A 13,635-nucleotide genomic window follows, 5' to 3' on the forward strand; every position below is an offset into this window, starting at 1 on the left:
ATTAAACTTATCGATTTATATTCTTTGTCATACCAATGGTAAACTTCTCAAATCCAAAAGTTTCATAATATGATTCCAAACTTTCTACACACATAAGTTGAGGAATTACTCGATTTTGCTCACAATGTTCAATTATTCGATTCAACATTTCTTTGCCGATTCCTTTGGACTGGTAGCTCGGTAGTACACACACTCCACATACAACTCCAGTAATCACACCATCTGAAATAACACGTCCCATACCCACTAACTGTTGTTCATCAAAAGCATAAATTGCATACCAACTTTGAGTGCACATTTGTTTCAAATCATTAACTGTTAATTTAAGTGAATTCCATCCTAAAGATTCATATAAGGTTAGTAATTGCTTAAAATTTTCAGGTGGTTCTATTGTATAATGTATAGGTTTTTCCATATGAGCACCTCCCTGGATTTTTGTATCTTACAGCTTAATCTCAACACATAATTTGTATGATTTTCACATATTTTCTTCCGCACCCCTGCCCCGTTAGCTCCATAAGAAAAAGAGCTGCTGAGGCAACTCTCTTATGGAAGTAAAGCACCTGTTAGCATTCCTGTAGATCGTTAAATATCAGGTTTGAAAAAAATAGAGCCCCTCAGTAAGATACGAGTATAGAGACCAATCTAACTCAAAGTCTTAAGGAGGAAGCCCTACTATGAATTTTAAAATGCAAAACAAACAAAATCAACTAATTGAGAGAATTACGGATCAACATCTAGTTGTTGGTGTGGATATTGCCCAACACGTACACGTGGCCCGTGCTGTAAACTTTCGGGGCATTGTGGTCGGGAAACCCTTGTCTTTTGAAAATAACGAAGAGGGTTTTACTCGATTACTAAACTGGATCCAGGAACTAAAACAAATGAAAAACTTAGACACAACGATAGTCGGAATGGAACCTACCGGACATTATTGGATAAACCTTTCAAAGTGGCTAGTCAAACAAAACATGGATGTCGTCACCGTCAATCCTCACCATGTCAAAAGAAACAAAGAAAATCGTGATAATACGCAATCCAAAAGTGATAAAAAAGATGCCCTTGTCATCGCTGATATGGTGAAGAATGGCTACTATGCCTTCGTTCGTTCCACTTCAGAATCATTTGAAAAACTTCGTGTCCTTATGGCTAACCGAGATGTGATCGTTAAGCGTCTTGTTAGCTCCATCAACCAAATTAATCGCTGGGTGGATGTTGTCTTTCCCGAGCTCCGGCAAGTGTTTAAAGACGTATCATGTAAAGGGGCAATCGCAACCCTACGCCTCTTTCCTACCCCAGCTGAATTATGTTTCTTACAGCCTCAAGATATCGTAACCGGTTGGAAATCATGTATGAAGCGACATTCCGGGCATAAAAAAGCCCGTTCCCTCCTTGTATTGGCCAAGCGTTCAATTGGTACAAAACAAGCCCTTGATGCGTATAAACTTCACTTGGGACAGTTATTAGAGGAATATGATCTCGCATCATTCCAACTCGAAAGAGTGACGCAAGAAGTCACAAAAGTCTTGGAACAGATTCCATTCGTTAAGCAACTACTTGCCATTAAAGGAATCAGCGAGATTTCACTAGCGGGAATCTTAGGAGAAGCTGGAGATCTGAGTGGGTTCGCTCACGGGAATGCGCTCCTTCGTCATGCAGGATTGCATCTCGCTGAAGCAAGTTCTGGGAAGTGGAAAGGCCAAATTGTTCTTTCCAAACGTGGAAGATCACGCCTGCGGCGTTACCTCTTCCTTGCGACCATGAGTCTGGTGATGAATAACCCTGAGTTTAAAGCCCTACACTCGAATAATGTTAAAGTGAAGAAGATTAAGAAAATGAAATCCATCATGAAACTTTGTGGAAAACTAGCCCGTGTCCTAGTAGGGATAGCTCGTAATGGCTCTGCCTATAAACCGGAAATGATCTTCCCACTTGAACAACTAGCAGCGTAAATTTACATTCACATTGTTATTTAACGAAAGTTGGCTTATCCGTAGGATTTCAAAGAAAGCACGAAGTACTGGATGTAATGAACAAAAGGGCAATGACCCGTTCCGTTAGCAAAACCCGGCCTTCACCCCTTGGATAGGCATGACGAAGGAATGAAAGGGCATAGGATTATGACCCGTTGAGACATGGGAGGGAAAGCCTCCAGGGGCAGCGTGGAGAATGCGTGCAGTATATGTAATAATATGGGATTTTCAACAGATCCCCTATTTCAATCTGCCCTCATCTTATCAAAACGGTCCTATCTCTTTCGTTCATCTAAAGCAACCTATACCATGTGGTTTGAAATCCTGCGAATAAGCGAGTATTCGTGAGCATTATCTATTAAACTGAGGGAGTTCATTAAGAAAAGCGATTCTTATTAAAGAATCGCGCCCTTTTCTTGAATAAACAAGAAGCTCATATTAGCCGGTATTGTGGAGGCAATTAACTTATTCTTGCTGGTAATGTTAAATATCGTAGAAGAGTGAGATTACTTTGGATCAACAATTGTTTGATTAAAGTTATTCGTTAGCTCAAAGAAAGATCTGTGTAAACATCTCTCGATCCTCAACTAACGTCACCTTTTTGAAGAAAAAATGGATTACTCTTCTCTTGCCTATTTATAATGAATAACATTTCAAGAATACCAATAAAAAGCATAATCAGTCATAACTGAAGAATCACCCAACTGATGTAACATAGCTGAAATATTCCCTCTATGATAGGTTCCATGATTCACAACGTGTAAGACCATTTCAGATATACTTGTTTCTCTTAATCCTGCCCATGGATTATCCAACATTATTCTCTTTTCCATATCTTCCTTTCTGTTCAAAAAGGATTTAAACCGAGATGTTAAAGTGTGAAATTCCGTTTCTAAGTCTTCAATGGGCAGTTTCTCAATTTTTTCTTGAATTTGAAATGAAGATTGCATTGCTTCATTCATACTTTGACCCTCGAGGTATTAAGCCATCCATATTCCACCAAATAGAGATGAGATAAAACCTTTGAAACAGAAGAAAAGACACTTTTCATTTCCTTTTGATATTTCTCAGGAGAAAGTGTCTTAAGATGATCAATAATCCGTTGATTTGCCCATACATGATAGTTATATAGATTTTCTACATGACTTGCCATACAATCGCCTCCTTATCATCACGTTTTTTAATATTCTTTATCAGAATGAATTATTCCTTTAAATATTATTACTTATCTTATGCACACGAAACTACCCATTCCATTACTGTGGTCTGCGTAGCAACGGAACCGAATAATTCCAATAAACATTAGTAGACATTAAAAAATCTATTAGTCACAATACCATTTTGGGGAAATCGTACGTTTAGACACAAAACAACCGATTCTTTAATGAACAAGGAATCGGTTGTTTATTTACTCCTCTTTATACACACATAACACACGTTCTAAATGTTCTCTTTTTATATGAGTAAGTCCCCATTCACAATTCATATTGAGTAAAGGAATAAGGGATAATCCTTTTTTAGTTAGGGAATATTCTACTCGAGGAGGAACTTCTGGATAAACAGTTTTTATAATTAATCCATCCTTTTCTAATTCCCTTAATTGTCTTGATAGTGTTTTATGTGAAATATCCTCAATATATCTTTGAAGCTCTCCAAATCGTTTTTTACTTTGTATTTAATCAACCTCAAAGTGTATATATTCGAGAAGTTGTACTGGCGCAAACAAGACAACAAGCATAAAAATAATTTATCTGATCAATCTCATTACTATTAAGCTAAGATAAATTGATAAGTTCACTATACGGGATTCTGCCTACAAAACGCGAATATCCATTTAATGAAAAGAAACTTCCTATTTATTTGTAAGGAAGTTTCTTTTCATGTGAAAAACTTTAAGAAGATCTTTGAATTGTTAGACGCTCCTTCATATTTAATTTGAATGCATACGGATTTTGTACGTTCCGATTATCTTAGGCGGAACACCATAAAATAAACCTGGTGAAAGCTGTATATTCCGTACAATTCGGAGCTTTTCTATTTCTTGTAATAAACTATCTAGCCCCATCCTTCCAGGATTAGACACAGAAAGTAACATACAAAAACGCTACCCTTTCTTATGATTCTTATAGAAAGAATAGCGAATTTTTCATTTTAGGGGATATTTTGTTGTATTAGCTTGATAGCCCCCTATAAGGTCTTTAAATGTTGAAAGAAATGGATGTAAAAAAAGTGTTAGTTGGCATCCTGTCTATATATAATTCGATACTTTTTGAACAATATACTGTATTGTGGATTCCATTTTCGAATCATCTATCTCGTCCTTATATGTATGGTGAATGACTTGTTGCTTTTTTAGAATGTAATAATCAAAAAGTGCTTGATATAAAGTCATATTGTTTTGAATTAAAATTGTAGGTTCAAAGAGCTTCCGCAGTAGTACATCATCTTGGATAAGGATAAGTGCAGGGTTTATAGCGTTGAACACTTCTTTTTTTATATGTTCTTCATAGAAATTTTTTAATTTATTATTCCGTTCGTTTTGAGCTTGAATGATTTGCTCATATAGCGCAGGAGCACTATGTTTTAAATCTAATATTAAGGTATCAGATATATAAAAGGCAATGAGTAATGACTGCTCAAATGTTTTTTGAAATCGCTCCCCGAATGGGACTGTTTCTTCAAAAATGGTTTGGTCAATACTAGTAATATATTCGGCATAAATCTTGACGATGTATTGGATAATCTCATCTTTTGATGAGAAATATTTGTACATAGTTGCTTTGCTAATATCCATATAACGAGCAATATCATCTGTTCGTAACGGGCTTATACCTTGTTTTTTTACGATTGGTAATAATTTAAAAATGAGCTTTTTTCTCATTTCCGCTTGATTATCAATATTGTTATTTAACATAACAACCCTCCTTGCGATTCATTTTATTATAAGTTAATTTATGATTTTATACAAATTGAACTAATTAAACTAAAAACGTAAAAATAGTTTACTTATTTTTATGTGTATGATATTCTCTTTTTATATCAACTTTTGAAAGAAGGCGAACTTATGAAAAAGAAGCAACTAGGTTCACAAGGTTTAGAAGTAGCGGAAATCGGATTAGGTTGTATGGGGATGTCTGAATTTTACGGTCAAACAGATGAGACAGAGGCGATAAAAACAATTCATCGTGCTCTTGAACTTGGAATTACAATGTTCGATACAGCGGATATTTATGGGTATGATGAAGAGGGAATCGGAACAAATGAAAAACTAGTAGGGAAAGCGTTACAAGGAGTTCGGCATGATGTGAAAATTGCAACGAAGTTTGGATCGCTACGAAATGAAACGCAGCAACTAGGATATAACGGTTCTCCTCAATATGTAAAAGAAGCATGTGAAGCAAGTTTAAGAAGATTAGGAACAGACTACATCGACTTATATTATTTACATCGCGTTGACCCAAATACACCAATTGAAGAAACTGTAGGGGCGATGGCAGAGTTAGTGCAAGAAGGAAAAGTGCGTTATATTGGACTATCTGAAGTAACGGGTGAACAATTAAAAACAGCTCATGCAATTCATCCAATTTCAGCTGTTCAAACAGAATATTCCCTTTGGTCTCGCGACCCAGAAAAAGATATTTTACAGGCTTGTCGTGAATTAGGCGTTGGATTTGTTCCGTATAGTCCACTTGGTCGTGGATTTTTAACAGGTAATATAACAAGCCGTGATCAATTAACGTCTGATGATTGGAGATATTATAATCCACGTTTTTCAGAAGAAGCATTTGCTTCTAATATGAAAATTGTCGAAGGAATTAAACAGCTTGCGCTTAAGAAAGAATGCACGCCTGCACAATTAGCACTTGCTTGGGTTGTTGCACAAGGCGAAGGAATCGTACCAATTCCGGGTACAAAGCGAGTGAAATATTTGGAACAAAATGCAGCAGCTCTTGAAGTTACTTTAACAAAAGAAGAACTAGCATATTTAAATACGATTGCGCCAATTGGTGGTACGATTGGTAATCGATATTAAGATTGGTAATGATATAAACGTATGGCGTTGAATTAATAAATAGTAGAATAATTTAAAACATAGCCTTTTTCTTTTATGATAGATATAAGAAAAAGGCTATAGGCTTGATACGAACAAAAAAGAAGAGTGTACGGCTAAGAAGCCGGTGATTCTTGATATTTTTTTCTCGTAATGTTCATAAAAGAAACGGAACAATAAAATGAGCAAATTAGAAAATAAAACATGATGGGAGTCGAATATTATGGAGCAATCAAATAAAGCGTTTAGCGAGGCATTAGTAAAATCGTTAAGGGGAGAACGAGGACATCTTCCTATCAAGAATGCTTTGTCGGATATAGACATGGCTCTTGCGGGAAAATACAGAGAGGAACTGCCTTATTCTATTTATCAATTAGTGAAACATATGACCTATTGGCAAGGTTTTCTCTTATTAGCCGCTCAGGACAAAAAACCTGCACTGCCTGCCCATGTGAGAGAGAGCTGGCCTGAAGAAGAATGTCCTGGTAGTGAGGAAGAGTGGAAACAGACGATTCAGTATTTTCTTCAAGGGATTGAACAGGCATGCACGATTGCCCAAACTGTTCAATTGGACAAACCATTGGAGAGCTGGCCTGGTGAAACCCCAGGCGGTGTGCTACGCAATATTGCATCACACAACTCCTACCATTTAGGAGAAATTGTACTGATTCGCAGATTATTTAGTGCTTGGCCACCGCCAACAGGCGGATATCCGGTCTAAACAAGGTTATGTGTTGAACCCCCTTTCCTTTGCGGAAGCAACCCCTGTCCGTTAGTTTATATCGCACGGCCCAAAAGGAAAACGTTACGAGAATGGACATATTTTCGAAGAAAAAATGTCCATTCTTTTGGTAATATAGAGGCAGCTGTTTATAATGAGGCATTTATAACATACGGAGATGATGAAAAAATGACAGGACCCGTTTTAATTTTGACCATTATTTTAACGATATTTAAACTAGTTGTTACCTGCCTTCCAACCGATGTCGTCAATTGGCTTTTGAATAAATTTAAGATGCATCCAACACTTAGTGACGGGAATACCGTGATCACGATGGACGGAAAACGATTGGAAGGGGAAGAGAAGTACCAAGTGATTCAGGATGTTAACCACGCGATGGTTTTGAAGAAAAATCATATATTTCCTGGAAACGATTCCTTGTTTTTACAGCCAAAGAGCGGTGTGAAGCCATTGGTCATCGATACGAAAAAAGGCAAAAAGGATATTCGGTTATTGGTGTTCGTGTACGGCGACCATGTGGATGTCGTAAAACAGGACAAGAAGAAGCTTGTGGCATATAGCATGCGTTCCGAAAGCCTCCAAGACCGTTCGATGATGAAAGGAATGGATGTAAAAGAAGCATAAAAGGAAGAAAAATGAAAAACCACACCATGATGTGTGGTTTTTTGATAGGGAATTATTTATTTTCTGACACGACTTCTTCTTCTCTTATGAGGATGCCTTCATTTTTTGCTCGCTCATATAGATCGCGGTCTTGATAATCAATGACCCTTTTCTAGTACGACGCACACTTTAGCTGAACAAGGGAATTTTTTTTTACTTGATTTGAATGTATGATAATGTAAAGAATCGCACGTTCAAAAGGCAGCCAAATGGCTGCCTTCTTATGACGCTAACGCACCCGTTAGTTTAAGTAGAAACCTTCACAATCTCAATAGAGTAGAAACTATTGAGAGACATTCAAAGTACCTCTAAATTAGGCTTTATAATGTCTAATAAGACTTATATCAAAATGCGTTGTAAATGCGCATTTTCCTGACTCTACCCTGACGATACCCCTATAAGTGTTGTTTTTTCCTTCTACCCATTGCCCTGTAAAATTATCACGAATATCTACCAAATCTTCCAACTTTCATATTGTGAAATTTTGCTATTCCGTAATTGTAGCTTTTAAATAAAGGTTAATCAAATATATCTCGAAAACCAAAATTTTACGATAAATAAAAAGAATCTATTTTGAAAAAAGATCGATCAAAATAGATTCTTATTCAGTATATTTAAGTTTGGTCTTTATAAAAAAGTTCAATCACTTTCAAAGTATCAGAGTTTATTCTCGACAACTATAACTCATATTAAAACAATAGAATGATATAGACAAAGCAAAAGAATAAACATAATGGACTATAGAACCAAGTATCGTATCTAGCAAACTGAGAATGTTTAATTTTTTTAAAAAATCCAACAAACTTAAAATCACCAATTGCCCTAATAATGAAAACTAAAGCACAAACAATACTTCCGATTTTAGAAAAACTATTTGCTTGGAACCCCTGCAAATAACCTCCTTGAACAACAATAATGAGACTAGCCATTAGAATAAGAATGGCTACGAATAATGTTCCCCATAATCTCGGAGTAAAAGCAGGTTTATGCTCTCCCTCTTTTACTGGGAGAACAGCGGCAGAACCCCATCGACCTCCAAAAGCCCAATAAATATGCAAAAAACTGATAAACCAAAGGAGCCCTACAGCTACTAATATTAATAGTAATTTCATTTATTCGCCCCCAATGTCGTAACTTCAAACAAAACATACACTACCGTATGTTATAGTGAAAATTTTGTCCCTTCAGGTTTTATAACCATATTAGGGACATTTATTATCGTTTATTAAAAACTCAACCATTTTATCAATATCAAAATTAGGATTTGCTTCAAACCTTGTCATCCAACCTACATACGTTAAATAGGCAAGTCTCGCTCGATCAATTGATTCATTTTCGTCTATACCGATTTTTTGATACAATTTTGCAACACAAGAAATTCTTTGTTCTTCCATATCTACTAAACGTGCTGCCACAACAGGATCATATTTAGCCCAAGTATAAATGCCAATCTCCATTTTTTTATCTCGATTAAAACTAAACTGTAATAGCTGTTCTAATGAGGCATCCTGTTGCTCCATACTTTGAACAATCAGTTTTGTTGCATGTATTTCCCAATAGTCGAGCATAGAATCTAAAAGCTCTTGATGGTCACGAAAATAGTGATAGAAGCTCCCTTTGCTTATTTTTAGCAATCGAGCAAGTGCTTCAATGCGAACTTTATGTATTCCTTCAACAGCTAATTGTTGTAATCCTGCTTTTATCCAATCTTCCCTCGTTAATTGCATGTCATCTCTCCAGTAAAATACGGTAGCGTATGTTTTACGTTAGATTACTACTATTCTCATTTTTTGTCAATTATTCATTCTAATTATTTTTATGAACTTTAATGTTGTTTTTGATCGTAATTGTAGCTTTGAAACAAAGTTTGATCAAATTAATACAAGAAACCTTGATATATGAATAAATAGAAAGGGCATGTTTTGAAAAAAGATTGATCAAAACATACCTTTATACTAATTAATTGGATTATTCTTATAAAAAAGATTGATCATTTTTGTGTTCCTTACGCAACTAACGCACCCGTTAGTTCTATAAGACTTATTGCAGAGTTGACACATACTGTGTCACAAAGTATTTACATAAAATCAAAAAATAACTGCTCCTCAAAGAACAGGAGCAGAAAAAAAGATGTTATTTCACAACTTTAAGAGGAACAAGTACTTTATTAAAAAAAGACGTTTCGAGCTTGGCTAACCAACCGTTTCCGTTTTCTCCATTAGCTACTTGAGCAGCGTGTTTTTTGTGAAATTCTGTTACCCGTTTATTATGCTCTTTATGCCATTGGTGCATAGAATTATGTTTCATTCTTATTGCCTCCTTTCCGTTTAATTATATTTCTAGAAAAGTTGAATAGAAAGTGCTTTTTATTCAACTTTTGAAAGAGAGGAAATCGATAAGTTAATAAATCTAAATATGCACAGTTCGTATACACTACGCTTGTTGAACTAACCTGCCGCTGATCAGCAGCTCCGTGACGGATGGAATGAAATGTGGTAGCCAACCCACGCATATCAGTTTGTATACCACCGTCAGCATTTTTGCCTTCGTGCCAAGTCTTTAAGGTTTTCCTTTTCAACTTTTAGGATTGTATCCATTTCTGAATGAAACCCCATTTAAAACCATTTGGGTGTGGTGGGTTGACAGTTTCGTTCATATCAGTTAAAGATAAGCATATCATTTATAAAAAATCTCCAACTCGAATGCTTGGAGATTAATCTATATTTAATTAGAGGGGTTTGTTTAATTAAATAACTTCAACTTGACCCATCATACCATTTTCTTCATGTTCAAGAATATGACAGTGGAACATATAGACACCTTTATTATTGAATTCCACTGCCAATTTTACTGTTTGTCCAGCTTCAACTCCAATGGAATCCTTCCATCCTTGTTGACTTATTGGTGGTTCTTTTCCATCGATTGAAACAATTTTGAATTGTGTACCATGAATATGGAATGGATGAGTCATACCACCCATCTTATCAGGCTTGTTATATATTTCCCAAATTTCTGTTTCACCTTGTTTTTGCGTGAAATCAATACGGTTCATATCAAATTGTTTTCCATTAATATATACCATTTTTCCCATACCGAATAGCTCCAGCTTTTTCGTAACAGGTAGATTTTTTTCCTCTTCTGTAACAACATAATCATTTAATGTTTCCGGAATCTCAATTGAGTTTGTTTTTTGTCCTTCGATTTTGAATGGTAATAAAATTGTATCCTCTTCATTTACAAGAGCAATGTCACTTTCTGCATTATATTTTGAAAAATCTACAATAATTTCTGCTCTTTCACCTGGAGTTAATGTAATTTCATTCATCTCATTTGGTTCATTCACCAAACCACCATCCGTTGCAATTTGTTGGAATGAATCTCCTGTATTTAATTTAAAAGTATAGTTACGCGCATTTGAGCCGTTCAATAAACGTAAACGAACTTTTTCTTTCCCAACGGTAAGTTTTGGATTCAACGTACCATTAATTAATAATGTATCTCCAATTGTACCATCTTCATTAAGAACAGCTTGGTAATCGAATTGTTTTTCCTCAGTAAATTGTCTATCTTGGAATACTACTGGAAAATCGTTTACCCCATATTCATCGGGTAACCTAAGTTTTTTAGAATTTTCATCCTCTACATAAATGAAACCTGCTAAACCTTTATATACTTGTTCTGCAGTGGCACCTACTGGATGTGGATGGAACCATAATGTCGCAGCACCTTGATTTACTGTAAATTCAACATCTTTAGCTTTACCAGGTTGTATTACTTGATGTGGTCCACCATCGCCTTCTCCAGGTATCTCGACTCCATGCCAGTGAAACGTTGTTGGTTCCGACATCTCATTCCCTGTTCTAAATGTTACTTTTTCACCTTTATTTATACGAATAACCGGTCCTAAGAATGAACCATTATATCCTAATGTTTCTGTTTGAACTCCTTTAAATATTTCAGTTGTTCCTTGTTGAGCAGTAATATCAACAATTCCATCCTTTGGTTCAACTAATGGCGGAAGTGCAAGTTCATTTTCTCCAGTAGAGTTATTTAATGCTAATTGATTTGTATGACTTGCATCGCCATTTTCCATATCCATACCTTCCATATTAGCCATATCTTCTTCAGTAATGTTGGAATGATCCATGCCTTCCATATCGGCCATTTCTTCTTCGGTCATGTTGGAATTGTCCATTGCATTTCCATCAGAATCTGAACCACTTGCACTACAGCCGCCAATGATGGCTGCACTTATTAATAATGTAAAAGTCCATAATTTCGATTTCATCTTACTTCCTCCCTCTGTTTATTACAAAAAAACTGTAACAAAAAAATATGCAAAAATTATGGAATTAATAAAATAAATTATAAATTTGGAGAATTGTTGATGAAAAATCCGTAGAATTCAAAAAGTATTCTGAAAATATCCCTAATCAAATACATTCCGTTACTACACAAACCCCGAGTATAAGTGAGTGTGAGGGGAAGTAGGAGAGAGTGAGTTAAGAGTAAGAGATGAAATGAGAAAAATGTCATTAGGACTAATCTTTGTTTATTTATATTTCTATGTATTTCTATCTACATAAAAAGACAGACTTACTTTATCGTAAGCTGTCTTTTTATTTAAAACGATTTTTTATTGTTCATGTTTCCAACTTGTAGATTGTCCTGAAGAAGGGCAACTAGGAAATTTTTGTCCTGCTGTTAATTCAACATGATCACCATCCGCGTCAATATAGTGACCTGTTTCCATAACTGATTCACCTGTTTTGTGAGAGTGTTGATGTTGTGTCATTAATATTTTCCTCCTATTAATGTGATAATGAAATTTCAACAAAATGAAATATCACCAATAGTTAGATTACCCTCAGAGCAGGTCATTATTCGAAGAATATTACAAAGGAACTGAAAAAGTTCCCAATAAACTTCGTTGATTGGTATTTTTAGAACACCTTTTGAATTTTAGGGAGTTATCACCAATACTTCACAAATTTATAGAATCAATTTACTTTTATTGGTAGTAATCCTATGGACTAGAACAGCTACCCTGTCATCAAGCCTTTAAAGCGTCTCAAATACACTTATCGAAAAATCGATTTCCATCAAGAATTGCCATGCCTTCCGTAATAATTTCTGCAAGCCTTTTGTGTGAGTTTGTTAACGTTCTGGAATCTATTACATTTGTTAACTTTCCAGAAAATTCAGCACGATTTCGAGCCATTTTTGTATCCAAACGTGATTCCCCTTCCCTGTGTTTATTGCAATTTTCAATAAATTCATTTTACCATTTAAGATTTTATTGTTCTTTATTCCAAAAAGGAATTAATAAGGTTCATCATTAAAATCTAAGTAAATAGAATAACGGTTCCCTTCAAGGAAACTTCCCTTTGTTGTTGAACTAAACTGCCCCTTTAGTTCCATAAGAAAAGAGCTGCCTTAAAGACGGCTCCGATCTTCAGCTAACGCACCCGTTAGTTTAAGTACATTTCTTCACAAACTTATATTAGTTCGCAACTAAGATTTAAGAACATAATTGATAAATTCTGTTTTTTCTTTAGTGTACGCTTCACGATCATTGCTATATTTTTTTGCTAAATTTCTTTTAAGAATAGCGTATTCATCAATAAACTGCTGATTATTCCGTAATAAATCACGAAAAAGTAGCTGATTATCCCACCGTTCTTCTCCCTCAAGTAAAATATGTAAATGTACTACTCGTTTGTCGTTAATTACTTTCACAAAAAATCTTTGCCAAGGTCGATTGTCTATGTTAGGTGGTACATAATTCCAGTCGTGATTAGCTAACAATGAAGATATTTCTTTTATTTTTTGAAATGAATCAATTTTAGCCATTAAATCAATGATTGGTTTAGCTGGTAAATTTGGAATAGATGTACTTCCATAATGTTGAATTTCCGTTATGCCGAAAGTTGAAAGAAGATTAAGAAGAAGTGCTTTTTCCTGATTACCTTTTTCTACCCACTTGGGATTTGGTTCGACAATGTCTATTGTCTCATTAGCCCAAACGGGCCATGTGCTTTCATCATGAATATCTTTCATTTTACTCTCCCTCAAGATTTTAATTTTTTCAGTTTCAGAAAAATCTTTGTGCCTGCATTCTTTTACAAACCTGCCTCGATAAAAGAAAAAGCTGCCTTAAAGACAGCACCGCTCTTCAGCTAACGCACCCTATAGTTCTATAAGAA

Annotated in this window: 14 protein-coding genes and 1 pseudogene; 4 read left to right on the forward strand and 11 right to left on the reverse strand. The window is 35.3% G+C overall.

Annotated elements, in window-relative coordinates; all coding sequences use genetic code 11:
- Positions 1 to 7 precede the first annotated feature (7 nt).
- Positions 8 to 415, reverse strand: coding sequence for a GNAT family N-acetyltransferase (locus AC3ISB_RS16570; RefSeq protein WP_268592925.1), 408 nt, complete (start codon positions 413 to 415; stop codon positions 8 to 10).
- A gap of 262 nt (positions 416 to 677) precedes the next feature.
- On the opposite strand from AC3ISB_RS16570, the gene AC3ISB_RS16575 reads away from it, so the two are divergent.
- Positions 678 to 1,952 (forward strand): IS110 family RNA-guided transposase, encoded by a 1,275-nt coding sequence (locus AC3ISB_RS16575; protein ID WP_489273731.1) that lies wholly within the window; start codon positions 678 to 680, stop codon positions 1,950 to 1,952.
- A 674-nt stretch (positions 1,953 to 2,626) separates the two neighbouring features.
- On the opposite strand, the pseudogene AC3ISB_RS16580 reads toward AC3ISB_RS16575, so the two are convergent.
- The 3 genes and pseudogenes from AC3ISB_RS16580 to AC3ISB_RS16590 form a co-directional block, all read right to left on the reverse strand.
- Positions 2,627 to 3,126: pseudogene (locus tag AC3ISB_RS16580) on the reverse strand (DinB family protein).
- 255 nt (positions 3,127 to 3,381) lie between these two features.
- Positions 3,382 to 3,648 (reverse strand): winged helix-turn-helix transcriptional regulator, encoded by a 267-nt coding sequence (locus AC3ISB_RS16585; RefSeq protein WP_489276953.1) that lies wholly within the window; start codon positions 3,646 to 3,648, stop codon positions 3,382 to 3,384.
- A 573-nt stretch (positions 3,649 to 4,221) separates the two neighbouring features.
- Positions 4,222 to 4,887, reverse strand: a complete 666-nt coding sequence (locus AC3ISB_RS16590; RefSeq protein ID WP_480339403.1) for a TetR/AcrR family transcriptional regulator — start codon at positions 4,885 to 4,887, stop codon at positions 4,222 to 4,224.
- A 150-nt stretch (positions 4,888 to 5,037) separates the two neighbouring features.
- Here AC3ISB_RS16590 and AC3ISB_RS16595 point away from each other — a divergent pair, with 150 nt between their 5' ends.
- The 3 genes from AC3ISB_RS16595 to AC3ISB_RS16605 all read left to right on the forward strand — a co-directional run bounded on the left by AC3ISB_RS16595 (position 5,038) and on the right by AC3ISB_RS16605 (position 7,390).
- Positions 5,038 to 6,006: an aldo/keto reductase gene (locus tag AC3ISB_RS16595; protein ID WP_480339402.1), complete on the forward strand. Its 969-nt coding sequence runs from the start codon at positions 5,038 to 5,040 to the stop codon at positions 6,004 to 6,006.
- Between the two features lie 241 nt (positions 6,007 to 6,247).
- A complete protein-coding gene (locus AC3ISB_RS16600) occupies positions 6,248 to 6,745 on the forward strand; it encodes a DinB family protein (protein WP_480339401.1) in 498 nt (165 codons plus the stop codon).
- 189 nt (positions 6,746 to 6,934) lie between these two features.
- The gene (locus AC3ISB_RS16605; RefSeq protein ID WP_480339400.1) at positions 6,935 to 7,390 is read left to right on the forward strand and encodes a YfmQ family protein; all 456 of its coding nucleotides are present in this window, start codon (positions 6,935 to 6,937) and stop codon (positions 7,388 to 7,390) included.
- Positions 7,391 to 8,118: 728 nt separating this feature from the next.
- Here AC3ISB_RS16605 and AC3ISB_RS16610 read toward each other — a convergent pair.
- The 7 genes from AC3ISB_RS16610 to AC3ISB_RS16640 all read right to left on the reverse strand — a co-directional run bounded on the left by AC3ISB_RS16610 (position 8,119) and on the right by AC3ISB_RS16640 (position 13,489).
- Positions 8,119 to 8,541 carry a DUF3995 domain-containing protein gene (locus AC3ISB_RS16610; RefSeq protein WP_141994628.1) on the reverse strand — a complete coding sequence of 141 codons (423 nt, stop codon included), beginning with the start codon at positions 8,539 to 8,541 and terminating at the stop codon, positions 8,119 to 8,121.
- Between the two features lie 90 nt (positions 8,542 to 8,631).
- Positions 8,632 to 9,156: a TetR/AcrR family transcriptional regulator gene (locus AC3ISB_RS16615; RefSeq protein ID WP_141994627.1), complete on the reverse strand. Its 525-nt coding sequence runs from the start codon at positions 9,154 to 9,156 to the stop codon at positions 8,632 to 8,634.
- 406 nt (positions 9,157 to 9,562) lie between these two features.
- Entirely contained in the window at positions 9,563 to 9,736 is a 174-nt protein-coding gene (locus AC3ISB_RS16620; RefSeq protein ID WP_181762315.1) for a hypothetical protein, read from the reverse strand.
- A 439-nt stretch (positions 9,737 to 10,175) separates the two neighbouring features.
- Positions 10,176 to 11,717, reverse strand: a complete 1,542-nt coding sequence (locus AC3ISB_RS16625) for a multicopper oxidase family protein (protein ID WP_489273732.1) — start codon at positions 11,715 to 11,717, stop codon at positions 10,176 to 10,178.
- 348 nt (positions 11,718 to 12,065) lie between these two features.
- Positions 12,066 to 12,224 carry a hypothetical protein gene (locus tag AC3ISB_RS16630; protein ID WP_157443972.1) on the reverse strand — a complete coding sequence of 53 codons (159 nt, stop codon included), beginning with the start codon at positions 12,222 to 12,224 and terminating at the stop codon, positions 12,066 to 12,068.
- A gap of 276 nt (positions 12,225 to 12,500) precedes the next feature.
- Positions 12,501 to 12,662, reverse strand: a complete 162-nt coding sequence (locus AC3ISB_RS16635; RefSeq protein ID WP_489273733.1) for a hypothetical protein — start codon at positions 12,660 to 12,662, stop codon at positions 12,501 to 12,503.
- A 281-nt stretch (positions 12,663 to 12,943) separates the two neighbouring features.
- The gene (locus tag AC3ISB_RS16640) at positions 12,944 to 13,489 is read right to left on the reverse strand and encodes a GrpB family protein (RefSeq protein ID WP_430100381.1); all 546 of its coding nucleotides are present in this window, start codon (positions 13,487 to 13,489) and stop codon (positions 12,944 to 12,946) included.
- Positions 13,490 to 13,635 lie beyond the last annotated feature (146 nt).

The organism is Peribacillus sp. GL_122 (assembly GCF_057835005.1).